At 62.1% G+C, this 25,923-nt stretch carries 17 protein-coding genes; 9 read left to right on the top strand and 8 right to left on the bottom strand.

The annotated features are described in order from the left end of the window. The first annotated feature begins 10 nt into the window (after positions 1–10). Genes ACFQDI_RS13515 through ACFQDI_RS13545 form a run of 7 tightly spaced genes read left to right on the top strand, consistent with a single transcriptional unit; the run spans position 11 to position 15,276 of the window. The gene (locus ACFQDI_RS13515; RefSeq protein WP_377167408.1) at positions 11–898 is read left to right on the top strand and encodes a DUF58 domain-containing protein; all 888 of its coding nucleotides are present in this window, start codon (positions 11–13) and stop codon (positions 896–898) included. Continuing rightward, positions 895–2,910 carry a BatA domain-containing protein gene (locus ACFQDI_RS13520; RefSeq protein WP_377167411.1) on the top strand — a complete coding sequence of 672 codons (2,016 nt, stop codon included), beginning with the start codon at positions 895–897 and terminating at the stop codon, positions 2,908–2,910. Before ACFQDI_RS13515 ends, ACFQDI_RS13520 begins: the two co-directional genes overlap by 4 nt. Beyond that, positions 2,907–5,105, top strand: coding sequence for a hypothetical protein (locus ACFQDI_RS13525; protein ID WP_377167414.1), 2,199 nt, complete (start codon positions 2,907–2,909; stop codon positions 5,103–5,105). The genes ACFQDI_RS13520 and ACFQDI_RS13525 overlap by 4 nt, the downstream gene beginning before the upstream one ends. A 14-nt stretch (positions 5,106–5,119) precedes the next feature. Next, positions 5,120–7,861 (top strand): hypothetical protein, encoded by a 2,742-nt coding sequence (locus tag ACFQDI_RS13530; RefSeq protein WP_377167417.1) that lies wholly within the window; start codon positions 5,120–5,122, stop codon positions 7,859–7,861. Positions 7,862–7,893: 32 nt separating this feature from the next. Further along, positions 7,894–8,550: a DUF4159 domain-containing protein gene (locus ACFQDI_RS13535; protein WP_377167420.1), complete on the top strand. Its 657-nt coding sequence runs from the start codon at positions 7,894–7,896 to the stop codon at positions 8,548–8,550. Further along, positions 8,534–12,712 carry a HEAT repeat domain-containing protein gene (locus tag ACFQDI_RS13540; protein WP_377167423.1) on the top strand — a complete coding sequence of 1,393 codons (4,179 nt, stop codon included), beginning with the start codon at positions 8,534–8,536 and terminating at the stop codon, positions 12,710–12,712. The genes ACFQDI_RS13535 and ACFQDI_RS13540 overlap by 17 nt, the downstream gene beginning before the upstream one ends. Before the next feature lie 26 nt (positions 12,713–12,738). Continuing rightward, entirely contained in the window at positions 12,739–15,276 is a 2,538-nt protein-coding gene (locus ACFQDI_RS13545) for a peptidase MA family metallohydrolase (protein ID WP_377167426.1), read from the top strand. Positions 15,277–15,322: 46 nt separating this feature from the next. Here ACFQDI_RS13545 and ACFQDI_RS13550 read toward each other — a convergent pair whose 3' ends face one another. The 5 genes from ACFQDI_RS13550 to ACFQDI_RS13570 all read right to left on the bottom strand — a co-directional run bounded on the left by ACFQDI_RS13550 (position 15,323) and on the right by ACFQDI_RS13570 (position 21,274). Further along, positions 15,323–15,703: a hypothetical protein gene (locus ACFQDI_RS13550; RefSeq protein WP_377167429.1), complete on the bottom strand. Its 381-nt coding sequence runs from the start codon at positions 15,701–15,703 to the stop codon at positions 15,323–15,325. A gap of 96 nt (positions 15,704–15,799) precedes the next feature. Beyond that, positions 15,800–16,666, bottom strand: a complete 867-nt coding sequence (locus ACFQDI_RS13555) for an FAD:protein FMN transferase (RefSeq protein WP_377167433.1) — start codon at positions 16,664–16,666, stop codon at positions 15,800–15,802. Next, positions 16,663–18,267, bottom strand: coding sequence for a flippase activity-associated protein Agl23 (locus tag ACFQDI_RS13560; protein WP_377167436.1), 1,605 nt, complete (start codon positions 18,265–18,267; stop codon positions 16,663–16,665). The genes ACFQDI_RS13555 and ACFQDI_RS13560 overlap by 4 nt, the downstream gene beginning before the upstream one ends. 24 nt (positions 18,268–18,291) lie before the next feature. Next, positions 18,292–18,789 carry a hypothetical protein gene (locus ACFQDI_RS13565; RefSeq protein WP_377167439.1) on the bottom strand — a complete coding sequence of 166 codons (498 nt, stop codon included), beginning with the start codon at positions 18,787–18,789 and terminating at the stop codon, positions 18,292–18,294. A 64-nt stretch (positions 18,790–18,853) separates the two neighbouring features. Next, the gene (locus ACFQDI_RS13570) at positions 18,854–21,274 is read right to left on the bottom strand and encodes a spermidine synthase (protein ID WP_377167442.1); all 2,421 of its coding nucleotides are present in this window, start codon (positions 21,272–21,274) and stop codon (positions 18,854–18,856) included. Positions 21,275–21,381: 107 nt separating this feature from the next. Here ACFQDI_RS13570 and ACFQDI_RS13575 point away from each other — a divergent pair, with 107 nt between their 5' ends. Further along, positions 21,382–22,275, top strand: coding sequence for a class I SAM-dependent methyltransferase (locus ACFQDI_RS13575; protein ID WP_377167445.1), 894 nt, complete (start codon positions 21,382–21,384; stop codon positions 22,273–22,275). Positions 22,276–22,318: 43 nt separating this feature from the next. On the opposite strand, the gene ACFQDI_RS13580 is transcribed toward ACFQDI_RS13575, so the two are convergent. The 3 genes from ACFQDI_RS13580 to ACFQDI_RS13590 form a co-directional block, all read right to left on the bottom strand. Next, the gene (locus ACFQDI_RS13580) at positions 22,319–23,239 is read right to left on the bottom strand and encodes a TolB family protein (protein ID WP_377167448.1); all 921 of its coding nucleotides are present in this window, start codon (positions 23,237–23,239) and stop codon (positions 22,319–22,321) included. Positions 23,240–23,341: 102 nt separating this feature from the next. Beyond that, complete coding sequence (gene dprA / locus ACFQDI_RS13585) at positions 23,342–24,442, bottom strand: DNA-processing protein DprA (protein WP_377167451.1); 1,101 nt, start codon at positions 24,440–24,442, stop codon at positions 23,342–23,344. Between the two features lie 13 nt (positions 24,443–24,455). Continuing rightward, positions 24,456–24,965 carry a hypothetical protein gene (locus tag ACFQDI_RS13590; RefSeq protein ID WP_377167453.1) on the bottom strand — a complete coding sequence of 170 codons (510 nt, stop codon included), beginning with the start codon at positions 24,963–24,965 and terminating at the stop codon, positions 24,456–24,458. A gap of 86 nt (positions 24,966–25,051) precedes the next feature. Here ACFQDI_RS13590 and ACFQDI_RS13595 point away from each other — a divergent pair, with 86 nt between their 5' ends. Continuing rightward, positions 25,052–25,282: a hypothetical protein gene (locus ACFQDI_RS13595; protein WP_377167455.1), complete on the top strand. Its 231-nt coding sequence runs from the start codon at positions 25,052–25,054 to the stop codon at positions 25,280–25,282. Positions 25,283–25,923 lie beyond the last annotated feature (641 nt).

Consider the following 25,923-nt stretch of genomic DNA (forward strand, 5'->3'; position numbering starts at 1 on the left):
TCACACCGCCGTGGCCAGCACCTTCAAACACCTCCGGCCCGAGGACGTACGCAAGCTCAAGAACTATGAGCTTTCCGCGCGTCTGATGGTGGAGGGCTGGCTCAGCGGCCGGCACCGCTCGCGGCAGCGCGGCTCGTCCATCGAGTTTCACGAGTATCGCGGTTACACGCCGGGGGATGACCCGAAGCTGGTGGACTGGCGTGTCTTTGCGCGCACGGACCGCGTGTTTCTGAAAACCTTCGAGCAGGAGACGAACATGGAGATGCACCTGTTCGTGGACAGCAGTGCGAGCATGGGCTTTCCGCTGACCGATGGTGTGACCAAGCTGGATCACGCCTCGTTCTTCGCCGCCTGCCTTGCCTGGCTGGTGGTGCGGCAGACGGACAAGGTCAGCCTGCATCTGTTTGACGACCGCATCCGCGTTGCGCTGCCGCTGGGCAGCACGCGCACGCACCTGCACCAGTGCCTCAGCGCGCTGGAAAACAACAAGCCGGGTCAGAAGACCTCGCTCGCCGCAGCGCTGGAGCGCTCTCTGCCCGTGCTGAACCGCCGTGGCACCCTCGTCATTCTCAGTGATTTCTACGAAGACCCCGCCGCGGTGTTCAAGGCGCTCAATCCCTACATCCATCGCGGCTTCCGCATCCACCTCTTTCAGGTGCTCACACCGATGGAGCTCGACATCGGCGAAGTCGGTCTCGCGCGCTTCACCGATCTGGAAACCGGCGAGAAGCTCACCATCCACAGTCAGCAGGTGCGGGAGAGCTACCGCGAGGCGGTGCGCCAGCGCATCCAGACGCTGCGCTCCCTTGCCGTCAGCCGCCGCGTGGACTGGATGCTCGCAAGAACGGATGAAAGCTACTTTGCTCTGCTGGACCGCCTCACCCAACTCCACGGATGAACCTCTCGCTGCTCAATCCTGCGCTGCTTTTCTGTACGGCCCTCGTCGCTGTGCCGCTGCTGGCGCATTTGTTTGCGAAGGCCAGGCCGCGTGAGTTTCCATTCCCCTCCTTGCAATGGCTGCGGCAGGTGGAGCGCAAGACCACCCGGCTGCGCAAGCCCAAGGACTGGCTGCTGCTTTTCCTGCGCACGCTCATCGTTACGGCGCTGGTGGCCGCCTTTCTGCAGCCGCTTCTTTTCAGCGGGGCACAGCTCACCGCCGCCAATGCGCGCAAGACGATTGTGCTGGTGGTGGACCGCTCTGCCTCCATGGGATTTGTGGAGCAGGGGCAGTCACGCTTTGCACGTGCTAGCGCGCAGGCTGAGGCGGTGCTGCAGGGAGCGGGCTCCCAGACGCTGGCAAACATCATCTGGATGGACGCCGAGCCGGAGGCGGAGTTTCCTGATCCTGCGGTGAATGTGGAGGCGCTGCGCGAATCCCTACGGCGTGCGCAGGTCACGCTGGAAGCAGGAGAGGTGGGTGCTGCCATGCGCAGCGCCATGGAGCAGCTGGGCCGTGGGGAGGGCGCGAAGGAGCTGTATGTCATCAGTGATTTTCAAAGCACGGCCTGGAAGCAGGCGGACCTGAACATCCCGCCGAATGTGAAGCTGCTCACCATCCCCGTGGCCACCACGGATGCCGCCAATGCGGCGCTCACCAGCCTGGTGGTGCAGCCGGAGCGTCCGGTCAGCGGTACCGAAGCGCGCGTGCTCTGCCGCGTGCGCAACTTCAGCGGTGCTGAATCCAAGACGACGGTGCAGCTCGCCTTTGCCGAGGTGCGGCAGACGCGGGCTCTCACGCTGCCGGCCTGGGGGGAGGGCGTGGCGGAGTTTCGCGTACCCTGTGGCGCGGCCGGTTTGCAGGGCATCACCGCATCCCTGCCGGAGGATGCCTTTCCTGCGGACGACCGCCGCTTTGCCACTGTGGAGATTCGCGAAAGCTGGCGGGTAGGCGTCGAGGGGCCGCCGAAGGATGCAGGACTCCTGCTGTGGCAGCGTGCGCTGGCTTCCCTGGGCTGGCTGGATCTGAAAAGCGCTGCGCCAGACCCCGATGTGCGCCTGGCCGTGCATGCTGCGCCGGAGCGTGCCGCAGAGCTGCGCGCTGCTGCCGAGCGTGGTGCCACCGTGATCTGCCAGCCGGGGGAGGACTGGAGCGGCAACGCTTGGATGGCCTTTTGGAATGCAGGCGCGAAAGAGGCGGCGCTGCACGCCGAGCAGCTCAATCGCGACAAGGACAAACCGTGGACGCTGCAAACCGTGCAGGAGGATCACCCGCTGTGGCAGATCTTCAGCAGCGGCGAGTATGGAGACCCCGCAGGCGGCAGCGTCTGGCGGCGGCTGAAGCTCACCGCTGGCGATGCACAGGCACTGCTGAGCTACAAGGACGGAGTGCCCGCGCTCGCTGTGCAGCGCGCGGGCAAAGGCTGGCTCGTGCTCTGGAACATCGATCTGGATGAAGCCGTGAGCGACCGCGTGCAACAGCCGTCTTTCCTCGTGCTGCTCGGAGAGCTGCTGCTGCACCATGGCGAAACCGGGGGGCATTCCGCGCTGAGGCAGTTCATACCACCGCAAAATCTGTTCTGGCAGCCAAAGCAGCCCGTCGCGGCGGATCAGGTGCGTCTGCAGGATGACACTGGTGCTGAACATCCTTTCATTTACGACGCCTCGCAGTCTCCCGCCGTGCTGCGTGCGCGCGAGGCGCTGCCACCCGGCAACTACAAATGGCTGCTCGATGCCCAGGCCGTTGAGCGTGCCAGCATAAATTTTCCCGCCGATGCCGAGAGCGATCTCCGCACGCTGGACCCGGCTTCACTCGGCGTTGGCAAATCGCTCACGCTGAGCGCCGCCGCCGCACTCGCAGCCCAGCGCGATGGCCTGCCGCTGTGGCCTTGGTGCGTGGGCGTCGCCTTGTGCGCCCTCGTTCTTGAAAGCCTCGTGGCCCGCAGCGCCATCCGCCATCCCTCACACGCATGACCTTTGCCCCCGCCATTCCCGAACCCTGGCCCTGGATCGCCCTCGTGGTGCTGCCACTGGCCGGCGGCTGGCTGGCCTGGCGCTCCGGCGTAACGCTGAGCACGGGCAGGCGCTGCGTTTTCATGGCCTTGCGCGGGCTTGCCTTTGCCGCACTGGCGCTGCTGCTGCTCAATCCGGGCGAATGGAAGCAGCCGGAGCAGCAGGAGGAAAAGCTGCACGCCGTGCTGCTGGACCGCAGCGCCTCCATGGCCGTGCGCGATGCCGGGGATGCCACACGCTGGTCGGATGGACTTGCCATGGCTCAGGCACTCGCAAAGTCAGGCGGCGATCAGCTCAAGGCCTTCACCTTCAGCGACACCCTCGAAAGCGATGCGCTCAAAACCGGGCTCAAACCAGACGGGCAGGCGAGCGCCATCGTTCACAGCGGCAATGCACTCTTCAGCGGTGCCTCGGGACTCGGCCGCAAGCTCGCCAGCATCACCATCATCAGCGACGGCCATCAAACCCGCGAAGACCCCGCCGCCGAACTCATCCTCCGCGCACGCGCCGCGCATGTGCCGCTGCACGTCGTCCCTCTCGGCGGAGACTGGGGCGGGCGCGATCTCATTCTGCACGCCACGCGTCGTCTCGTCATGGCGCTGCCCGGGAAGCCGGTGGCTGTGGGCGTGAGTCTGGAGAATCGCGGCCTGGGTCTCATCAAGCCGCGCGTGCAGCTCGTCGATGCCAATGGAAAGACGCAGGCCGAGCGCGATGTGGAGATGGACAGCGGCGCGCGGAAAAACATCACGCTGGAAATGCCCAAGCTCGCCGGAGGTGACTACCGCGTCATCGTTGCACCGCAGCAGGGGGAGGACATCACGCGCAACAACGAGGACCGTGTGCGCGTGCAGGAGCTCACCAGCCGCACCCGTGTCTTCATCGCCGAAGGCGCGCCGTACTGGGACAGCAAATTCCTCGCACAGCTGCTCCGCGAGCAGGGCTTCATGGATGTGCGCGCGATCTACCGCCTCAATGATGAACGCTACTTCCGCGTGGATGCCGGAACTTCCGAGCCGGTGGTCAGCGGCGACTCGACCTTTCCTGAAACAGCGGAGGACTTTGCCAAGATCGACCTCCTGGTGCTTGGCAAGGGGGCGGAGGGATTTCTCGATGCGAAGCGCATCGAGGCGATGAAGAGTTTTGTGCGCGATCGCGGCGGTGCGCTGCTGCTCGCGCGTGGCAAATCCTACGCCGACCGGCTGGCCGAGCTCGAAGTGCTGGAGCCGGTGGAATGGGGCACCACCATGACCGGCGACTTCCGCTTTGAACCCGGCAGCGTCGGCGAAGCCGCAGGCCTCTTCGGCCAGGCGCTGCCTGAGGCGCAGGACCCGCTGTGGAGGCAGCTCCCACCGCTGAGTGATGTGGTGACGATCGCGAAGCTGAAGCCTTTTACACAGGTCATGGCCATGGGCGTGAAGCCCGCCGTGGGGCGTGAGGAGCGCGTGCCTCTGCTGGCGACCCGCCACTTTGGCCGTGGTGTGGTCGTGGCCTTGAACGCGGATGGCTTGTGGAAGTGGGACTTCGATCCCCAGGCCCGCAAGCTCGGCAACATGTATGAGGAGTTCTGGACCCAGCTCCTGCAATGGACCGCCAGCTACGCGGAGTTTCTGCCGGGGCAGGAGCTTTCTCTGCGTCTGGGAGAGTCGAATGTGAAACTCGGCCGGGGCGTGCGTGCGAGCATCGGCTGGCGCGGCGGCAAGGATGTGCCGCAGCCAAAGCTGCGTGTGTTTTATGAGGGCAAACAACTGCCGGACGTCAGCGCCAGCGAAGCTGAGAGCGATGCCGAAGGCCGCCGCTCCTGGGCTGCGCTGCTGCAGCCGGAGAATCCCGGCACGTATCGCGTGCAGGCATTCAACGGCGACAAGGCCGGACCCGAGGCCGTGCTGAATGTGCTCGCTCCACCCACCGAGCAGGAGTCTCTCTCCGCAGACCCCGCCTTTCTGAATGAGCTGGCGGAAGCAACGGGTGGCAAAGCCTGGAAACCGGCGCAGGCTTCGGAACTTGCGAAGCTGCTGCTCGCACCGTCGCTGGATCAGGTGCAGGAGCGTGCGCAGGCTTTTTGGCATCCCTTGTGGCCGCAGTCCTGGCTGCTCATTCCCCTCATCCTCCTGCTTGCCGTGGAGTGGTGGTCACGTCGTCGTCTGGGCCTGCTTTAACCCATCTGCTTTTCATGAACTCGTTTGACTCCGCGCTTTCCCGCTTCGCCGCACTCTGGCGGCTGGGCTTGCTGCTGGTGGCCGTGCTGATGACGCTGGCCATGGGCGGGCTGGTGCTGCTGCTGCTGGGGGGCTTTGATTTTGTGGCTCCTCTGAGTGATGAGGTGAGGCCGGTGGTGTTCATGGCGTGGTGCAGCGTGCTGGTGCTGCTGGCGCTGAGCCATCTGCTGCCATTGCTGCGGCTGAATCGCGCGCGCGCAGCCGCGCATGCGGACGAGACCCTCGGCGCGCGGCGGCCCGTGACGACGGCGCTGGAGGTTTCCCAGCAGCAGGCGGAGGCAACGCCGCTGCGGCAGTTCCTGGTCGATAAGCTGCTGTGGGACGGGGAGCGGGAGATTGAGGCGCTGTCATTTTTCTCGATGTTGCCAAGGCGGTCCATCCGGCGCGCGGCGCTGACGAGTCTGGCCGTCCTGCTGGTCTTTGCGGCCTTGTGCGTGGCGAATTTTGCGGCGGTGAAGACCATCTCCGCACGCCTGCTGCACCCTTATGCCGATGTGCCGCCGTATTCGCCGCTGCAGTTTGAAGTGACGCCCGCCCGGCCCAAGGTGGTGTATGGCGCGGATGCGGAGCTGGAGGTGCGCGTCACGGGCGGTGCCGTGCCGGAGGGCGTGGTGCTGCTCACACGTGAAGACGCCGGTGCGCCGGTCAGCACGGCGGGCGCGTTTGCCATGGGCGGCGGTCGCTTTGGCCAGCGGCTGCAGCGCGTCACACAGCCGGTGCAGATCGCCTTTGCCGCAGGCGCGGCGCGCAGCCCCTGGCTGACCGTGGATGTGATGCGACAGCCGCGTGTGGAGAGCGTGATGCTGAAGATCATTCCGCCGGCATACTCGAAAAGACCTGCGCGTGAGTTTGCCCTGGGCACTTCGGAGCTCGTGGCACTGGCGGGCTCGGAGGTCGAGGCGCGCATCACGAGCAACCGCCCTCTTAGCGGTGGCGAGGTGACGCTGACCCCTCCGCGCAGCCTCAGCCGCGACAAGCCCGAGACCGTGGTCGCACGCGCCAGCGGCGGCCGGGAGGTGACGCTGCGCTGGAAGGTGAAATCTCCCTGCCTCGTGCGGCTGGACCTGAAGGACATCACCGGGGCGAGCTCGGCGGCACCCGTGGAGCTGGAGCAGAAGATGCTGCCGGACAATCCGCCAGTGGTTTCGCTGGAGTCACCGGCAGGCGTGACTCTCGCCACACCGGAAAGCGAAGTGCCGCTGAAGATCGAGGTGGAGGACGATCTCGGCCTCGCGCGCATCGATCTTGTTAGAAAACTCACCGGCTTCCGTGACCGTGGCCGCCGCCTGACGGAAGATGCGGCGGATCAGGTGTATGCGCTGGATGAAAAGCTGGAGATGAAGAAGCTCGGTGTGGAGCCGGGGCAGACGCTGGAACTGCATGCCGAGGCGCATGATCACAATCCCACCCTGATGGGCATCGCCAGCTCCAGTGTGGGCCGCATCCAGGTCATCAGCACCGAGGACTATGCCGAGCTGATGCAGGCGCGGACGACGCTGAAGGAGTTTCAGGCGCGGTTCAGCGCCTTGAATGAGGCCGTGCAGCAGGTGCGCGAGTCGCTCGACAGCGGAGACCGCGCCGCAGCGCAGCAGGCCATGCAGCAGGCACAGGAACTCGCCGAGGCCATGGCGAAGGATTTTCAGGCCTTTGATGCGGAGAAGCAGGTCGCGCAGGAGGCGCAGAAGATCGCGCAGATGATGCAGGGCATGCAGCAGCGCCTTGCCGGGGGCTCGAAGGAGGAGATGGAAAAGATGAAGCAGGAGCTGGGTGAAGCCGCCAGACGCACGCAGGACCTCAAGGACAAGGGGAAGCAGCTGGCGGAGATCGGCCGGGTGCTGGAGATGGCGGCGGAGTTCAAGTCCATGCACGCGCAGCAGCAGCGCCTGACCAAGCAGCTCGAAGAGCTGGCGCGTGAGATCATGATCGGGGACATGCGCAATGCCGCCAAGCTCGACAAGCTGGCACGCCAGCAGCAGGCCGTGCTGGACCGCTGGAAGCAGTGGCTGCCCGAGCTGCGCGCCGCCGCCGAGGCGCTGCCCGCCAGCGAAGGGGAGCTGAAAAAGGAGTCGCTGGACTTTGCCAATGCCGCCGAGAGCGCAGGCATTCAGCGCAGCATGGAGACGGCCATGCAGCAGGCGAAGAAGGACAACACGCCAAACACCTTTGTAAATTCACAGCTCGCGCTCGTGGGCATGGACACGCTGATGAACAGCGACAACAAGCTGTGCCAGAGCTGCAAGAGCGGCGGCATCCATTTCATGACCAAGGAGGGCCTTTCCGAGACGCTGGCGCAGATGCTTGCAGGCATGTGCAAGCGCCGTGGCATGGGCAAAGGGGAGAAGCCGGGGCAGCAGCCCGGGCAAAGTCCTGCCGGCGGAGACGGGGACAATGGCGATGGCTTCAGCACCGAGGGGGACCCCATGCTCAATGCGCCGGTGTACGGCCCTGAACGCATGGCCTTCAATGATGACAGCTCCATGCGCGGCAATCACAACTCGCGCGGAAAAAGCGGCCAGGGCCAGATCGTGGTCACACCACAGCGCGCCGACTCCATTTCCACCGAGGCCGTGCGTGCCGCTGCGAAACGCCAGATCTCGCTGCGCGACGTGCCCGAGCGCTATCGCGAAGCCGTGCGGAAATTTTACGGTGAGGACGCCGTGCTGGAAACATCAAGCTCCAAGGAGGCAAAGCCATGAATGCGATGACCATTGACCGAGGGAAAACAAGGATGAGCCGATGGGCTGCCGCCTTCATGCTGCACGCGGCATTTTTCATTTTCCTGCATCCTCTTCCCGCCAAGGACGGCGCCATCCAGTGCGGCATGCTGATCTATGCGGGCACCAAGACCTCCCGCTGCTTCAGCGATGAGTTTTTGAGCACGGTGCAGCAGAAGACCAGCATCGCCACGGAGCGGCGCTTCAAGTTTGTAAAGATGGGCACGGACGACCTCTTCGCGTTTCCCTTTGTGGTGATGACGGGGGAGGGGGACTTCACCCTGAGCCAGCGTGAGCGTGAGAATCTGCAGAAGTACCTGAGCAACGGCGGCTTTCTGCTGGCCAGCGCGGGCTGCTCCAACAAGGACTGGGACAACGCTTTCCGCCGCGAGATGAAGAAGGTGATGGCCAAGGAGCCGATGAAGGCCATCGCGAGCACGCATGCGCTTTTCCGCACTGTTTATGAGCTGGACAAAATGAAGCTCTCCAAATCCAGCGGAGAGGCCAAGCTGGAGGGCGTGGAGCACAACGGGCGTCTGGTTGTCGTGTACTCCGGCCAGGGGCTGAACAACACTGCCAACACCAGCGGCTGCTGCTGCTGCGGGGGGAATGAGATCGGCAATTCGCTCGAAGTGAATGTGAACATCGTCGCCTATGCGCTGCTGCATTAAAATCGCCGCCATCATGCTGCTGCTTTCGGGGGTGCTGGCGCAGGCCCAGGACGGCCCTGTGCTGGATGCCGGGCCGGAGCGCGTGCGGGTGGACCCCAGCGAGCTCAATCCCAAGCTCCGCGCGGCTGCGGCCACGCTGGATGCCATGCGTGAGGATGAGCTGAAACCGACGCGGGAGCAGTGGGCGGTGGTGTGCGAAGCCTGCGGCCTGCATGTGAGCCTGCGCGGCTACGCGGCTGCGGCCAAGCCCTTTCCCGCCGAGGTGACTGTGGGGCTGCTCACGCACCCGCAGTTTGCCGTGCGCATGGGTGCGCTGGAGATTTTGGAGGAGCGCACCAACCAGGACTCCAGCTTTGATCCGTGGGCACCGAAATCTGCTCAAAGCCAGGAGGCGCTGCGGCAGTGGCAGGCTTGGGCCACCGGAAAGAAGCCGTCGGAAGAGCCCAAGGTGACGCCTGCTTTTGATGAAGCTCGGATGAGGGCCTATCTGGTGGACTTTGTGGGCAATGACGTGGGCAGGCAGGAGCGCGCGTTTGAGTCCATGGCGCTGGCGGGCATGAAGTCGGTGGCTTTTCTGGAGCAGTATCTGCACGACACCCCTCAGCTCACAGAAGGCGTGCGGGCCAAGGTAAAGCAGGCGCAGTATCGCATCGTGATCGCGGAGGCGCTGCCCAAGGACGCGCTGCGGCTTTCGCGGGATCTGGTCTTCGGCACGCGGGATCAAAAACTCGCGGCGATGCAGCCGCTGCCCCGCTGCCGCAGCAAGGCTGTGCCCATCCTGGCGGAGTTTCTGACGCATGAGGACGCGCTGATCCGTGAGGCGGCGATGGATGCGCTCATACAGGCCGGGGAGGAATCGGTCTATGATCTCGTGCAGGAGCGCCTGAAGACGGAGACAGATCAGAATGTGATCCACGCTGTGCTGCGGCGTGTGAGCACCAAGTCGGAGCGAGGTGCAGCGCTCATCGCGGGCTTCATGAAGTCGAAGAACGAGGACCTGCTGGTGGCGGCGCTCAATGCCCTCTCCGACGGGCGCTCCAAGGCGGGCAAGGATGGCGTGATGGCCTGCATCTCAGACCCGCGCTGGCGCGTGCGTGTGGCGGCGCTGGAGTACGCGGGCAAGCTGCGCCTCAAGGCCGCCGGGCCTGCGGTGACCGCCGCCTTCAATGACAAGGATGAATTCGTACGCTACGCCGCCATGAAGGCCGCGGCTGACATGTCTTTGGACAATGCCGTGCAGCTCATCACCAAGATGGCACTGGCGGATGACACCCTGCTGGGCCCCGCCACGGATGCGATTGTGCGCATGGGACGCCTGCTGCCCCCGGAGCTGGTCAAGGTCCTGCCGGAGAAAGGGGGGGAGTCGTTGCTCGGAGTTCTGCGTGCTTTTGGCAAACAGGCGGGGCATGATGGCGAGCACATCGAGTGGTACAAGGTCTCGGAGCCAAGCTCAGGCTCCCGTGAAGATAAAGAGCGCGATGCCGCGATGCAGGCGCTGAACATCGTCCGCATGCTGTCCGTGCACCGGGACCCAGACGTGCGCAGTCTGGCCATCCAGTACCTCGCCGCCGTCATGGTGGAGCCCGAGGACAAGAAGCGGGTCTTTGAAGCGCTGCAAAAAGCCAATGTGGAAGGCAGGATAGCCATGCTGGAAAGCATGGAGCCCGGGCCGTTTGATTTCCGTGAGTCGATGGCCGACGAGCCGGAGGATGACAGCGGTGTGGCCGCAGGCGGTGAAGGGGATGTGTACTCGCTGATCCTGCGCGAGCCGCCGCCGCGCAATGCCGTGCAGGAGGCGGTCTATGCTGCATTTGGTGTCGCAGTCGAGGCGCCTGCGGTGAAGACCGCCGCTGTGCCTGCTGAACCGGGCGGGCGTCTGTGGCAGCCGATGGAAAAAGAATTTCACGACCTGCTGGTGGAGGCGATGACGCAAAAGGAAAGCCCGGAGCTGGCGTTTCACGCGGCCACCCAGCTGGCCTTTGGCGGGCAGCGGCGCGCGGTGGAGGAGCTCCTCCGCCTGCTGCCCAGGCTGGAGCCCCATGAGCGTGCGCGTCTGGCGGAGTTCATGCAGGAGGATTCGCGGCTCACTGCACTGAGGGCCGGCACAGCCCTGCTCCGCAGCCTGCTGCAGGATGAGTCGCCCGAGGTGCGCACGGACGCTGTCTATGCGGCCATGCGCAACAACAAGGCCGACAAGGTGAAGCTCCTGCTGGAGGAATTGGACCGGCCCGAGGGGCATCTGGAGGCCTCGGATGTGTATGACTACAGCCTGGCCAATGCGGTGGAGCACGCGCCAGCAAGGTCCGTCATGCAGACATGGAGCACCGAGACTCTGGCCCGGACGCAGGCGAAGGACGAGTGCCGGACACTGGCGCTGGTGCTGCTGGGCACGATTGGCAAGGCGGAGAACAAAGCCCTGGTGGAGGCTGCCCTGGTGACTCCGAATGTCTGGCAGCGCCGCGCGGCATGGCACTCCCTCCTGCGGCTGGATCGCGAAGATTTTGCCTCCAGGGCGGCGCAGGTGGCTGCAGACAGCTCCCCCCGGGTGCGCGAGGTGCTGGCGGCGGCCTATCTCAAAACGGATGGCGAAGATCACTGGCGTGTGTGGTTCGGCGAGCGCGACTTCAAGCCTGAGGCCATGCCCTACCGCCAGCGCTCCAAGGCGTACAACATACCAGAAACCCTCATGCCCCTGCTGGTGAACCTGACACGGGACACGGACCTCCAGGTCAAGCTGCAGGCCATGGTGACACTGCTGGGCCATGGGCAGAAAGTGGAGCCGCTGGCCCTGCGCGAGGCGCTCTCCGGACTCACCGAAAGTGAAGATCGTCGCGGACTGCTGCGGAACTTTCTGCAGCACTCCTATCTCAATCTCTCGCCGCAGTACGGCTTCCTGCTCGATCAGGTGGACAAGGAATGGTTTGATGAAGATCTCTGGAAGCGGATGCAGGATCGGCTGAATCCTGATGCTCAGGATCAGCTCGACTGGGTGCTGCCCAGCTTTGCCTCGCTGGTGAAAGCCCGCGCCCCCACCACGAGCCCGGCGCCTGCTGCCGCACCTGCGGCGGTGGCTCCCGCCCCCGCAGCCACCCAGGCCGGACCTGTGCGTGTTTTGTTCTTCTACAAGCCGGGGTGCAAGGACTGCGAGCGCATCCGCGACATGCTGCGCAGCATTCAGGCGGACCAGCCGATGGCCCTGGAGGAGTACAACGTGGAGCGCAGCGACGGCGCGGAGCGCAACGAGGCCCTGTGCGTGCGCTTCAAGGTGACTCCGGAGCTGCACCAGGTGACCCCCGCTGTTTTCACGCAGGCGGGGGCGCTGGTGAAAACCGCCGTCACCTTCAACGCCCTTCAGCGGCTCATTGAAAAGACCGCCGAGCAGGCGCCGGAAGACACCTGGTACCGCATGGCCGACACGGAGCGTGCCGAGGCGGGCGCGGAAATCGCGCGGCGGTTTGATCGCTTCAGCATCGGCTGGGTGGTGCTGGCGGGTCTGCTGGACGGCATCAATCCCTGCGCCTTTGCCACGATCATCTTCTTCCTGAGCTACCTGCGCATCGCCCGGCGCAGCCCGCGTGAGATCCTGATGGTTGGCGCGGCGTTCATCGCGGCGGTGTTTGTGGCTTACTTTGCCGTGGGCCTCGGTTTGAGCCATCTCGTGGCCAGGCTGGAGGCCTTTGCCTGGGTGCGGGTCTGGCTGAACCGGCTGCTGGCCTTCTTTGCCCTGCTGCTGGCATGGCTGAGCTTCCGCGATGGCCTGCGCGCGTGGCGCGGGCGCATGGGGGAGGCCACGCTGCAGCTGCCCGAGTTTTTAAAGACCCGGATACGCGGCGTCATCCGCACGCAGACGAAGAGCTCCCGCTTTGTCATCGCCGCGTTTGTCAGCGGCATCGTCATCAGCCTGCTGGAGCTGGCCTGCACTGGCCAGGTGTACCTGCCCACCATCATCTACATGATGAAGCAGGGCAGCCTCGGGGCCGTGGCGTATCTGCTGCTCTACAACACCGCCTTTGTGCTGCCGCTGGTGGTCATCTTCATCCTCGCCTGGCTGGGCATGACCAGCGACGCGCTGATCGAGTTCCAGAAGCGCCACACCGTCAGCGTACGATTTGCGACCGCCCTGCTATTTCTGGCGCTGTGGATCGTTTTGCTGGTGGCGTGATTTTTGCGCCGCCATCCTGCCATCACATGATCCGAACGCTTGCCTCAGCCTTCCTGTTGCTTGCCGCGTCCTTGCAGGCGCAGCAGATCGACCTCGAGAAAATCTTTGAGGAGCGCAATCTGGGGCCGGTGGGGGAGTTGCTCGCACGCGGGGACTATGAACTCGTGGCACGAATCGGCGAGGCGGCGGCGGAGAAGGGCTTGAAGGCTCCGGAATGGCGGATCTTGCGGTTCAAGGCGCTGCGGGAGATGGGTCAGCTCGAAACGGCGCTGGCAGAAACAGAAAAGGCCCTGGTGCTGTACCCGGGCCATTTTGAAATGCTCCTGCTGCGCCATGACCTCGCGCAGGCGCTGGGTCGGGCCGATGTGATGGCGGAGTCCCTGAAAGGGATCAATGCGGCCGCAAAATCCAAAGCTGCGAAGGATCGTACGGCCATGGAGTCCGTGGTGCTTGGCCGGGCGGCGCTGATGCTGGGCGCTGATGCGCAGAAAGTGACCGCGCAGTATTTCAAGGTGGCGCAGGGCAAGGATGCCAAGCTGGAGGCGGCTTATCTGGCCGAGGGAAATCTGGCGCTCGAAAAGGACGACGCGCAGCGTGCTGCAGATGTGTTTCGTGCCGGCCTCAAGGCACATGGGGAAACGGCCGCTCTGCGCCTGGGCTTGGCGAAGGCCTTTCAGTCCAGCGACCGTGAGAAGGCCATGGAAAATTTGAAGAAGGCGCTCGAATTGAATCCCCACCTTGCAGGCGCACATCTGCTGCGGGCGGAGCAGCTCATCGGAGGTGAAAAATTTGTCGAAGCCGAGGCCGCCATCCAGCAGGTGCTGGATCTGGATGGGAAGCACCCCATGGCATGGTCGTTGCGCGCGGTGGTGGCGTATCTGTTTCAGGCGGATGCCGGCAAGATGGAGCAGGCCCGGCAGCATGCCCTGGAGCGGTGGAGCAAAAACCCCGAGGTGGACCACACCATCGGGCGTTGTCTCTCACGTGCGTACCGCTTTGCTGAGAGCGCGGCCCGGCAGCGCCAGGCGCTGGAGTTTGAGCCGAACTATCTGCCGGCGAAGATGCAGCTCTGCCATGACCTGCTTCGCCTCGGAGAAGAAGAGGAGGCCTGGAAGCTGGCGGAACTGATTCGCAAAGAGGACGGCTACAACATCCAGGCGTACAATCTGGCGCTGCTGGAGAAGGAGATGAACGGCTACACCACGCAGACCTTTGAGGACTTCATCTTGAAAATGCCCAAGCGTGACTGGCCCATCTATGGTGCGCGTGCGCTCGCGCTGCTGAGGGATGCGAAGACGGTGCTGGGTGCGAAGTATGGCCTGGAGCTGAAGCGGCCTGTGCTGGTGGAATTTTTCGGCGCGCAGCAGGACTTTGCCATCCGCACCTTCGGCGCACTGGGCGGGCAGGGGATGCTGGGCGTGTGCTTTGGCACCGTGGTGACGATGAACAGCCCCGGCAGTCTGGCTCATGGCCGCAACAACTGGGAGAGCACCCTCTGGCATGAGTTCTGCCATGTGATCACACTCACCGTGACCAAAAACCGCATGCCGCGCTGGCTCAGCGAGGGCATCAGCGTTTATGAAGAGCGGCAGCGCGATCCCGCCTGGGGTATGCCGATGGATGCGAAGTTTCGCGAGATGGTGATCGATGAGGAAACGCTGACGCCCATGTCCCGACTGAGTGGTGCCTTCATGGGGGCAAAGACCCAGGACCACCTGATGTTTGCCTACTATGAGTCCAGCCAGGCGGTGGAGTTTCTGCTGGAAAAATTCGGCAAGGACAAGTTTCAGGGCATCCTTCGCGACCTCGCTGATGGAAAGCGGATCAATGACGCCATCGCTGCAAATGTGGGTGACATCGAGAAAGTGGAGAAAGAGTTTGCCCAGTTCATCACGGCCAAGGCCAAAAACTTCGGTGCCAAGGCCGACTGGGAGGAGCCCAAAACGGAAGAGCTCAATCCATTTGAGCCTGGCTCATTCGCCGATTTTCTCAAGAAACATCCCACCAATCTCTGGGCTCTGCACAAGGAGGCGGAGGCAATGATCGAGGCCAAAAAATGGACTGAAGTGCTGAAACTCGCCGACAAGCTCATCGAACTGCTGCCAGACAGCTATGATGCCGACAGCGGCTACGCGCTGAAGGTGCAGGCGCTGCGGCAGATGAAGCGCACGGAGGAAGAGGCGGCCGTGCTGCGGCAGATCGCCGCGAAGTCATCCGGCGCACAAAGCGCCTTCCTGCGCCTGATCGAGCTGGATGTGCCCGCAAAGCGGTGGGCCGAGGTGAAGGCCAATGCCCTGCGTGCCATGGCGCTGAACCCGTTTCTCGTGACACCGCAAAGAGCCCTGGCAGACGCTTGCGCTGCACTGAATGAAACGCCTGATGCGATCGCCGCCTATGAGCGCGTGCTGGTGCTCGATCCCGGCGGCGGCGCGCAGACACATTTCAAACTGGCCGAACTGCTGCGCCCGTCCGATGCAGCAAAGGCGAAACGTCACCTGCTGGATTCACTGGCACTGGCCCCTAGAAATCGTGACAGGCTGGCGCTGCTGCAGGAGTGGAAGTGAGAAGGACTTTATGCCAGAGTCATCCCAAGCCCAAGGCATGCCCCTTTTACTTCTTGGCAACAAGCTCAGGGTTTCCGTTTTCATCCTTCGAAATCCGGTAATGCACTCCCTTCTCAATGGTCGCTTTGAACTCGACAGGTTTTTGGTTCTCGGAAGGTCGAGGTGTAACTGACAGTCTGATGGCTCGGTTGCCTGGTTCCAAGAGAGCGAATGGCACCTTTGAAATCACCAGTCCATGCTGGATTCGAACTGTGGGTTTCCCATCAACAGCGATGATCCAAAAATCGGCTCCAACCACACCATCCTCAACAATGGATCTAGAATCAAATGCTCGCTGAAAGATGCCCAGCTCAAATCCGACAGCTGTCACCAGCGACGCCACAAAAAGCGCCTTGAATATTGAGGGCCAGCGTGTCTTGAGATTCATGAGTTGGCTTATGGACGCGCAGATTTAAGACGGTAAACAAATGCTCTGACAAGAAGAATGCATCAAACATCGTCTGCGTGTGAAGACGATGCCGAGCTACATTTCAAGTGCCAGCGCCTCCACGCCTGCATACCTCGAGCACAGTGCCTCGATCTCTTCTTGCTCCATCACCATGAAGGCCGTCGATAATGCATCCGACAGGGCGGCTGTCGGCGCCAGGGCGTAGGTGCGGCGGTTCTTCAAAGGCACGGGTTGGAAGAGACGCGGGTTCATGATGTGCGCGCCTTTGACGGCAAAGCCGGAGCCGCTTACGGCGCGATTGAGCAGGGCCGTTCTCTTGTCGCCGCCACCGAGTGTGATGGACCAGGCCTCCTTGCCGCTCGGAGCGCCGATGCCGAGGATGGTGCTGTCTCCGGCGTTGAGGATGAAGTTGCTGATCTTCCAATCTTGCAGCACATCGGCGGCTTGGTCGAGCGCGTAGCCTTTGCCCATGGCTCCCAGATCAAAAATCATGCCTGCTGCATGCACGGTGACGCTCATGGTTTCCTCATCGAGGTCAAAGCGCTGGCTGCCGATGATCTGGCGTGCCTGTTCCAGAGTTTCTTTGTTTACCTGGCGCGGCTCGCCTTCGGGGGTGACAAACAAATGCATGAGCGGGCCGATGGTGATATCAAAGGCTCCTGCCGTTTCCTGATGCATGGCCTTGGCGAGCGAGAGGCAATCCCATGCAGCCATGCCCACGCGGATGCTTTCGCCTGCCTTGAGCTGTCCTAGGCGATAGATGTCGCTGGTGGCGCGGAAGCGGCTCAGTTCATCCTCCAGCCGGGCGATCTCCTGAAACACCGCCTGCGCGGCCTGCGCGGCGTAGGTGTCATCCGCGTCTTCATGGTTGATGAGGACGTCGAAGGTGGTGGCCATCGCATTGCAGGTGAAACGATGGTGCTGAGGGGCGGGAGGGCTCACGGCTGGGGGTTCTGCTGCTTTTCCTGCTCTTTGCGCAGGTTGTAGCGATCCAGGAGGGACTGCTCAATCCAAAGGTTGAGAAAGACTCCAGGGCGCAGGCCAAAGAGATCCTGCATGTGGTAGGACCTGCCATCAAATTTTGCCTCGATGGCCGGTTTCATTTCGGGTTCGGCGATGATGACGCGGGCGTCGATTTTTTCCGGGACGGCGCTGGTGTAGTGCACGGACTTGATGTCACGCCAGTACCAGGGCAGGGGCCAGCCTGAGTCGCGGTTGATCACGAGCACGTTGAAGTTGTCATCAGGCGCGATCTTCTGCAGCTCCCGCAACACCGGGAGCATGCGCATGAGATTGGTGGACGTGTGGGAGTAAACGTAGGGATTGCGCGAATCGGCGGCGTACTTGTGAATGGCATGGTTGGTCTGTGACACCAGGTGGTACAGCCCGAGGCCGAAGGCGATTCTGAAGGCGAACCGCAGGAACGTGCCGGAGATGGAGCTGGAAATGGCCGCAGCCCCCACTCCGGCGAGCAGCGTCAGCGCATGCTGGGCGCTGAGAATGGACCATGGAGTCTTGTAGGCGAGGAATGAGTAGATGAAAAACAAGGCCAGCGTGTACACCGAAAGGAATACGAGAAACGCCTGCCTTGCCGGCTGCTTCATGTGGTTGCCCAAAAAAGCGTAGAGCATGCCGATGATGCCCAGGCCGCCGATCATGGCCTCGCTCCAAACGAGCCCGTCTTTGCGCCAGAAGATCAGGCTGAGGTAGTAGTGCCAGGGCTTTTCATGGCCGCTGCCACCTGAACGCTCGAAGTAGTTCAAATACGTCAGGGCACTGTCCATCACTGCCTGCCAGTCTTTGAAGCCTCCCGAGTAGATCGCAATGCTGGTTATGACGGCGGTGAGGATGACCCACAGCCAGGGCTTTGCAGCACGGGTCTTGCTTGCGCCGATGTCGTAGCCGCTGATCTTTGGTGCGAAATCTCCGACCATGATTTTGGTGGCCGCGAATCCGAGGAAGCCGGCAGCGATGTTGATGACGAAGGTTTCCTTGAGGGCATGCTGCATGCCGATGGAGAATCCGGCCAGCACCAGCCACCAGCGTCCACCTCCCTGAGAGTAATGCCACAGCGAGGCGATGCTCAGCGTGATGAACAACACCAGCGGCACCTCCATGATGAAGTAGCGCGAGTAGTACACCATCATGGGCGAGATGGAGATGAGCAGCATCGCGTAGCCTGTGGCCAGCCGGCCGAGGGCATTGCGCAGCAGAAGAGTCGTCAGCAGCAGCAGTAGGCCGCAGATCACGGGCACGGTGCGTAGCTGAGCTTCAGTCCAGGTCGCTGAGCCGTCCCAGCCAGCCAGTCTGGACCAGATGCGCGTGATGTAGTGCAGGCCGGGACCGTGGAAATCTTTGGGGTCGTATTTGAAGTGCCCCGTCGCCTGGTACTCGGCGGATTTCATCGCGAGGATGGCCTCATCCGTGTGCATGGGGCGTTCGTCGAGAGATGGAAAACGGTAATAGGCGCCAAGAAAGAGCGAGACGATGGCAAAGGCGGCCAGACCAAAAAGGCTGAGGGACTTTTTCTGGGGTGGGGGCATGGGGTGGTGCGAAGGACGGACGGGTCAGATGAGCTCGCGGCGTTCTACCTGCAGGCTTTGCTGGCGGTTGCGGCGCAGGTGAAAACGCTCGCGTGTTGGGCTCAGGGTTTCACTGCCCCCATGTTCGACGAGTACGGTGACATATTGAGGATGAACGGACATTTCAAGAAACCGCAGCACAGGAGTGCCACGGGTGCGGAAGAAGCAGTAGAGCGGCACATGCGGATGTGCGGCATTCCACAGCCAGCGCGCAGGTGAAAAACGCTCCTCGTCCATCAGCGCGCACAGGATCTCGCGCATCACCATCTCACCATGCCGGCGACTCCATTTCCAGGCTTCCCGGCGGTTCATGAGCTCGTTGAACTTGGCGACGAGCGGGTTGGCATGCGCCTGCTCCATCTCCTGAATGATCTCCCCGGCATGCACCGCCATGGCGGTGCGGAACTCTTCCCGGGTGATGCGGCCGCTGTCGAGCCAGCGGAACAACTGCTGCGGCGTGGGAACTGGATCGAGGGAAAGCATGGCGGATCGCACCATTTTGGCGCGTTCGCGGGCGTTCGCAAATTCACTGTTATGCCCCGGGTGTCTATTCCTGCTTGATGTTCTGCGGGATGTTCAGGATGCGCAGCAGGTTGTGATAGCGGTCTGTCCAGAGACGGACGTCGTGCTTGAGTTCGGTTTCGTCACCCAGCAGGTCAGGGGGAGTGGCTGTGAGAAAGGCCTCATTACGGGTGACGAGGATGTAGTCCGTCGAGTCATCATCGCCGTCTGCGTCGGTGGCGATGCGGGTGGTTTTGAAGCCGGTGACAGCGGCGATTTTTTCAATCACCGGCGCAAGGATGAGGTAGGTGTTGGTGATGTGTACGGCGATGATGCCGTCAGGCTTCATATGGCGGTCGTAGATGTCAAAGGCCTCGCGTGTCAGCAGATGCACCGGAACCGAGTCGCCGCTGAAGGCATCCAGCAGCAGTACGTCAAACTGCTGCGATGGCTCACGCTCCAGAGCCAGACGGGCGTCAGAAATGACGATCTCCACCTTGGCCCCACGTTTTTCGGCGTCGCTCAGGTAGAAAAAGTGCTTCTTGGCAATGCGTACCACGTCAGGATTGATGTCATAGAAGCGGATGGTCTGGCCGCTTTTGGCGTAGCATGACACGGTGCCCGCGCCCATTCCGACGACTCCGATGCGAGCACCCGGACGATCTTTGAGGCTGTCGAGAGCCTTCCCGATGCCCGTCGAGTGGCCGTAGTAGCTCGTGGGTTCTTCACGCAGTCCCGGGCTCAGGTTTTGCATGCCATGGATGATGCCGCCGTTGGTCAGCTCCAGGGACTTCATGCCACTGTCGTCGTAATCTTCGGTCACTGAAAGCATGCCATAGAAATTGCGCACACGTTCCAGTTTCTCATCACGCTTGAAGCCTAGGTCGGACATCAAAAGGAGGACCAGGGTGAAGACGAGGCCTAGCAAGGTGATGGAAACCAGTGCGGGGCGCATGAAGCCGCGGCGGACGATGCGAAAAAGAATGACCGCCAGGCAGAGCACGGTGGCGCCGAGGGCACCATAGACGGCCGCTTCCGGTGGCGCATTTTGCTGCTTCATCCGCTGCCTGATGTACTCCCAGGTGAGAATGCCGGAGTCATGGAGTTCCCAGGCCAGCCAGCCCACGCAGAAGGCGATGAGAATGGCGAGCACCCACTCACCCACACGGCGCACCTTCAGCACCGAGCGCAGCAAGATGAAGCAGGCCATGGCTGCCGCCATGATGAGGCTGACCGGCCATTCGGCAAAAGTAGTGAAAACGTGAGGAGCCCCAAGGCTCACGAACAAGCCCCCCAGTGCACCACCGAAGGACATGAGCAGGTAAAATTCAGTAAGCCGCCTCGGGGCGGGCTTCAGCCGCGTGAGTTCACCATGGCAGAGCATGCAGGCAAGAAACATCGCGCTGAAGGACCAGCCCAGCTGCCAGACGAAGTTGGGAGTAAGGCTGATGTTGGCCAGGTGAAATTCGTGGCCGGTGAACTTGGTCAGCTTGTTCAGCGGCTGCTCCACCTCATTGTGCATCCACAGTTCGAACTTCGACCAGAAAGGCTGCTTCTGCAGCAGGTTCTCCGTGCAGGTGATGAAGAGCACCGGCAGTGCAAGCAGCGCCCACAGGCCGCTGATGCGCGCGTACCAGCGCTCATGCTCAAAGCAGATGATGAAGGTGACCAGGTAGAGGCTCAGCGGCACCACCCAAAGAAAGGGGATCACAGCAACATCCTGGCAGACATGATTCGTCGCAGAGAGCAGCACACAGCTGGCCAGTGCCGGCAGCAGCACCCACAGGATGCGCCTGAGCCAGCCGGGATGATCAGCGGCGCCGGAGACAGGTGGGGTGGGTTTGGCTTCTTCCTTCAGCGCGTGGGTGCGGTCCATCCATACACCCGCCAAAGACAAAATGACAAAAGCGCCAAAGCCCACCGCCCACAGGGTGGTCTGCTCCAGCACATCCCAGTGGACTTCGAAGAACAGCGGATAGCTCAGCAGCGCGGCCAGGGAGCCGATGTTTGAAAGAGCATACAGACGCCAGGGATTCGCGCCGCCGGTGGTGCGGGTGAACCACACCTGCACCAGAGGGCTGGTGCTGGAGAGTACGAAATAGGGCAGCCCAACGCTGGCCAGCAGCAGAAGAAGGATGCGCAGGGCCGGGTCTTCCGCGCCGGTGGGCTTCCATGTTTCCGCCGGGGCGATGGGCAGCATGGCGATCGCCGCGCCGAGCAGCATGCCATGCAGGATGCCCTGCCAGCGCCGGGGCAGCAGTGTCAGCGTGTGAGCGTAGGCATAGCCGGCAAACAGCACCACCTGGAAAAACAGCATGCAGGTGGTCCACACTCCCGGGCTGCCGCCAAACCAGGGCAGGATGAATTTGCTGATGATCGGCTGCACCTGAAACAGCAGAAAGGCGCTCAGCAGGCTCAGTGCCGCTAGGATGAGACCGGGGACGACACGGGAAGGGGAGTCGGACATGGGAGAGAGGTCGTGAGGCTGTCATATCGTCCCGGTTGTGTGAAGATAAAAGTAAGGACATTGTGCAGAGCCGCTGGCATTCCCCGCCTGCCGCGACATCATGCCGCATGCCACAGCCGCCCCGCCGTCCTTTCCGTCCACGCCCCTCGCCGAACCGCGAGCCGGGAGGTCATGAGCCGGAGGTGCGCCCCATGGGCCGCCGCGAATTTGGCAGCCGCCCACAGGGGAAGCGCCCGCAGCAGCCGGGCCGCGACCATGGCACCTCCTGGGAAAAGTCCGCCGACTGGTACGACCGCATCATTGGCGAGCGCGGCTCCGAGCTTTACCAGGCGGTCGTCATTCCAGGAGCTCTCAAGCTGCTGGCGCCCACGCGTGGCGCGCGCGTGCTCGACCTCGGCTGCGGGCAGGGGGTTTTTTCCCGTGCGCTCGCGCAGGCCGGCTGCCAGGTCACGGGGGTGGATGCCGCTCCCACGCTCATCCAAAAAGCACGCACCTATCCTGTGAAGCCTCCGGTTCGCTATCTTGCCCGTGATGCCGCACAGATCGAAGACCTCGGCGAATTTGACGCCGCCTCCGCCATCCTCTGCGTGCAAAACATGGAGCATCTGGACGTGGTGGCCGCCGCTGCCGCGAAAGTGCTCAAGCCCGGCGGGCGCATGCTCTGGGTGGTCAATCATCCCTCCTTCCGCATTCCCCGCCAGTCCGCCTGGGGGCAGGACGAGGAACGCAAGATCCAGTACCGCCGCACAGATGCCTACAGCAGCACACTGAGCATCCCCATCGTGATGCACCCCGGCAAGGCTGACAGTGAAAGCACCGTTTCCTTTCATCGCAGCCTGCAGACCCTCACTGCCACCGGCTTCGGCGCAGGAATGGTCCTGGCTGGTATCGAAGAGTGGTACTCCCACAAGGAAAGCCAGCCCGGTCCGAGAGCCCGTGCTGAGAACAGAGCGCGCAAGGAGTTTCCGCTCTTCCTGGCGCTGCTATGGGAGAAGAGGTGAGCGGGGGCTCATCATCCGCCGTGCGGAGCTATTCTTCCTTCGGTTATTCCTCGCTCCACTGAGGGCTGAACGAGGCGGTCATGCCTTCGTTGAAGGTGATCTGCCGCTGCCCGGTGCCGTCGCTTTTCATGATCCAAATGTCCATGGCTCTGGAATTCTTTGGGGTTCGTGTGAAGGCGATCCATTGACCATCCGGCGACCACGCGGGCTCTGAATCGCGCACTTTTCCGTGACTCACATCTTTCTTGGCGGAGCCGTCGCTGTTCATGATGAAGATGCTGCCGTTTTTCATGTAGGCGATGTGTTTTCCGTCAGGTGACCAGGCGGCGCTATGGCCGTAGGAGTTTGGGGTGAGATTGGTCTGGTTTTTCCCGTCTGCATCCATCACATAGATGTCACGCTGTCCGCCGCCCTCACCACCTCCGGGGAGCTCGTTGCGGGTGGTCTCAAACAGCAGCCGCCTGCCATCTGGCGACCAGCGCGGAGTCCAGTTGAAGCAATTTTCCTGGGTGAGCTGTCTGAGATCTGTGCCATCAACGGCTGCTGTCATGATTTGCGAACTCTCCTCCCCGGACTGGTAAAAGGCGATCCGCGTGCCGTCGGGCGACAAGTCCGGCCCGCCCACGTTGGCCACCGCCGCCAGCAGCCGGGTGCTGGCATGCTGCTCCAGATCGTGAACGTAGAGGCCGCTCGCGACGGGATCGTTGGCTGTATAGACAATCTTCTTTCCTCCTGCGGCAAAGGCGAAGTCGCGAGTTTGATGGGTCGGCTCCATGTTCCGAACGCTTCCGGTCATGATCCAAATGTTTCCGGCTCTGCCGAAGTCGGCGCTGGTCACAAAGGCGAGCTTTCCGACGGGAATCGTGGCGGGAGCATCAGTCGCGGCTTTTTCCTGGGCGGGAACGGGGCTGCTGAGCAAGAGCCCGCCCAAGGCGGCCAGGAAAAAATGCGGGGCGGGATTCATGGGTCGCAGTTGTTTCCAGTGATGGCCGATTGAAACATGACCTCCGTGTTTGGAGCAATGAGATTCGCCTGGAGAGGCAAAAAGAGCGGGACTGCCTTGTGCTCACACCAGCCTCACATACCTCCGCCCTGGCAGGGCCCGTATCAGCCGCTTCATCTCCAGCCGCATCAGGGTGGAGGACACGGTCGCGGAGGTCAGTCCGGAACTGGTGGTGATGTCGTTGATGTGGGCTTCTTCGGTGCTGATGGCCTTGTAGAGAATCTCCTCCTCCAGCGTGAGAGCGATGGCAGGGCGGGATTCTTCGACCTTCGGTGCCTTGGGAGCGGTGGGGAAGAGGGTGTTCAGATCATCCAGCACGTCAGCTCCGTCCATGATCAGCTTGGCTCCCTGCTGGATGAGGCGGTTGCAGCCGGCGGAGGTGGGCTTGTCGATGGGGCCGGGCACAGCATAGACCGTGCGGCCCTGCTCGGTGGCCTGCTGTGCGGTGATGAGCGAGCCGCTGCGCAGCGGAGCTTCCACCACGATCAAGCCGCAGCCCCAGCCCGCAACGATGCGGTTGCGGTAGGGAAAGGTTTGTTTGTCCGCTATGCGGTCCACCGGATATTCGCTGATCACCGCTCCGTTTTGCGCGATGCGCTGGGCCAGCGCCATGTTTTCGGGCGGGTAAAGCTTGCCGATGCCGGATCCGATCACTGCAACCGTGCGGCCTTTGGCGGCCAGTGCCGCCTCATGAGCTGCGGTGTCGATGCCTCGGGCCAGGCCGCTGATGACAGTGTAACCCGCATACGCGATCTGAAAGCTGAGCTTTTTGGTGGTGCCCAGTCCATAATGAGTGGCGTGGCGGCTGCCGACGACGCCGAGTGCATTGTGATCCCGCTTGGTCAGCTCTCCCCACACCGTGAGTACCAGAGGCGGGTCGTAGATGCCTCGCAGGAGTGGCGGGTAAAGCTCGTCATCCTGGGTTAGCAGCGTGAGGTCGCGCTCACGGAGTTTCTTGAGCTCAGCATCGAGGTCGACCTGCGCCTCCCAGCCAGCAATGTGTTCGGCCTGATTGAGGCCAAAGCCTTCGACTTGGAGGATGTCGGATGATCTGGCGCTGAGAATGCGCTCCGGGCTGCCGAAATGCTGCAGCAGCTTGCGTACGCGTACGGGGCCGACCTGCGGAAGCAGATTCAGCGCGAGCCAGGCCTCAGTGCGGGTCATCACACTCAGGTTCTCAGGCGGCGGCAGTAGCTTCGCCGTTTTTCGCAGCGGCAGCCGCAGCTTCGGGCAGGGCGACGTTGCTCTGCGTGGAGCCCGAGCCAATCAGCTTGCGGAAAATCTTTTGAGGGAAGGACTGCCCACGCTCTTCGCTTTCCAGCTGGCCGAGTGCCGTGGCTTTTGCCATCTCCCACGCGGGAGCAAATCCGGGGGCGGTGATGACCATCTGCTTCTCAGCACGGGCCAGGATTTCCAGCTCACGCTGCATCTTGTTGTCAGGGCGCTCGTTCAGGCGGGCGATCTGCATGCGCAGATTCTCATTTTCCTGCTTCAGTGCAGCGCGCTCCTTGTTGATGTCCTGAGTCTGCTTGGAGTCGAGATCGAGCTTGTCACTCAGCATGCCTTTGTAGCGCTTGAGTTCGCGCTTGGTCTTCCAGTGCCCCCAGAGGGACTGCACCAGGAAGATGCCGCAGAGCACAACGCCGTAGATGAAGGTGTTCTGGGGGGAGAGAAGGTCTTTGAACATGGTCTGATAAACTTACTGCAAGCCCCGGCGTCTGCAACTGAGCAAAAAATGCAGGATGCCCCCGCTGGGGTTTCAAAATCTTGAGCATGGACACCATGGCCAGCACAGTGACGCTGGAAAATCTGGCTGCCACCAGCGAGACGGCGACGCCGGGCTACCAGATCCTCTGCGCCGCACTCCTGACGGATTTCCTAGGGGCTGACACATCACACATCACCAATGGCAGAAGGGGCATTAGCATCTATGCCTTGAGTGTGAACAGCAATGGCGTTGGCAGCGGAGGCATAAATGTGTTTGTGGGCATTTTTGTGGCATAAGCGGCGGTGCCAAAAGGGTGAGTTTTGGCAGGTATGCAGGTCGTTACAGTAACGGCAATAGCATTACCAATCACGCTTCGGTTACCGCAACGTGAAGTCGTGAAAATCGTTTATATGAGATGCAAATAGCATTGATAATAAGATGAAAAGAAACATTTTATACGTAAATTAACAATATTTTTAGCTGTCCATAAAACCGGGGCTGGAGGTGTTGTGTGTGAGGATATTTGATTGGATTTTAATTACGACATAATCGTTACATTATTATTGAGCTGTAATACAGTTAACAAGGACAAGAGATCCACGAGCAATGTGGCTCATTGCGTGGGTGACGTGATGGTAACGAAGACTGTGATGGTACGGCGCCATCTCTGATCCCAACTCTCATAGTGCAGCCATCGTTGTAGGCTAGAGCGTCATGGCGCATGCAATACGAAACGAATGCATCGTTAGTCTATGCGTTACGGGAAGGTCACCAAGGCAGACGAAGATTCCGCAGACGTGTGGGCCAAGTTCGCTTCTGGGAGGGGGCAAAGGTGGAATGTAGACTATCGGCACTTTGTCATTTGCAGACAGAGGCAGCGGCTTCATCAGCCTTGGTTTCGGGGGGGGGGGAAGCAGTGGCGGTGATATTGGTAATG

Origin of the sequence: Prosthecobacter fluviatilis (assembly GCF_042655725.1) — a bacterium.
GTDB classification, from domain to species: domain Bacteria; phylum Verrucomicrobiota; class Verrucomicrobiia; order Verrucomicrobiales; family Verrucomicrobiaceae; genus Prosthecobacter; species Prosthecobacter fluviatilis.

Coding starts and splice junctions, on each gene's coding strand:
- ACFQDI_RS13550 (WP_377167429.1), bottom strand. CDS start 15,703: ATGAATCTCAAGACACGCTGGCCCTCAATATTCAAGGCGCTTTTTGTG.
- ACFQDI_RS13540 (WP_377167423.1), top strand. CDS start 8,534: ATGCGCTGCTGCATTAAAATCGCCGCCATCATGCTGCTGCTTTCGGGG.
- dprA (WP_377167451.1), bottom strand. CDS start 24,442: ATGACCCGCACTGAGGCCTGGCTCGCGCTGAATCTGCTTCCGCAGGTC.
- ACFQDI_RS13590 (WP_377167453.1), bottom strand. CDS start 24,965: ATGTTCAAAGACCTTCTCTCCCCCCAGAACACCTTCATCTACGGCGTT.
- ACFQDI_RS13570 (WP_377167442.1), bottom strand. CDS start 21,274: ATGTCCGACTCCCCTTCCCGTGTCGTCCCCGGTCTCATCCTAGCGGCA.
- ACFQDI_RS13580 (WP_377167448.1), bottom strand. CDS start 23,239: ATGAATCCCGCCCCGCATTTTTTCCTGGCCGCCTTGGGCGGGCTCTTG.
- ACFQDI_RS13595 (WP_377167455.1), top strand. CDS start 25,052: ATGGACACCATGGCCAGCACAGTGACGCTGGAAAATCTGGCTGCCACC.
- ACFQDI_RS13520 (WP_377167411.1), top strand. CDS start 895: ATGAACCTCTCGCTGCTCAATCCTGCGCTGCTTTTCTGTACGGCCCTC.
- ACFQDI_RS13545 (WP_377167426.1), top strand. CDS start 12,739: ATGATCCGAACGCTTGCCTCAGCCTTCCTGTTGCTTGCCGCGTCCTTG.
- ACFQDI_RS13560 (WP_377167436.1), bottom strand. CDS start 18,267: ATGCCCCCACCCCAGAAAAAGTCCCTCAGCCTTTTTGGTCTGGCCGCC.
- ACFQDI_RS13525 (WP_377167414.1), top strand. CDS start 2,907: ATGACCTTTGCCCCCGCCATTCCCGAACCCTGGCCCTGGATCGCCCTC.
- ACFQDI_RS13535 (WP_377167420.1), top strand. CDS start 7,894: ATGAGCCGATGGGCTGCCGCCTTCATGCTGCACGCGGCATTTTTCATT.
- ACFQDI_RS13565 (WP_377167439.1), bottom strand. CDS start 18,789: ATGCTTTCCCTCGATCCAGTTCCCACGCCGCAGCAGTTGTTCCGCTGG.
- ACFQDI_RS13575 (WP_377167445.1), top strand. CDS start 21,382: ATGCCACAGCCGCCCCGCCGTCCTTTCCGTCCACGCCCCTCGCCGAAC.
- ACFQDI_RS13530 (WP_377167417.1), top strand. CDS start 5,120: ATGAACTCGTTTGACTCCGCGCTTTCCCGCTTCGCCGCACTCTGGCGG.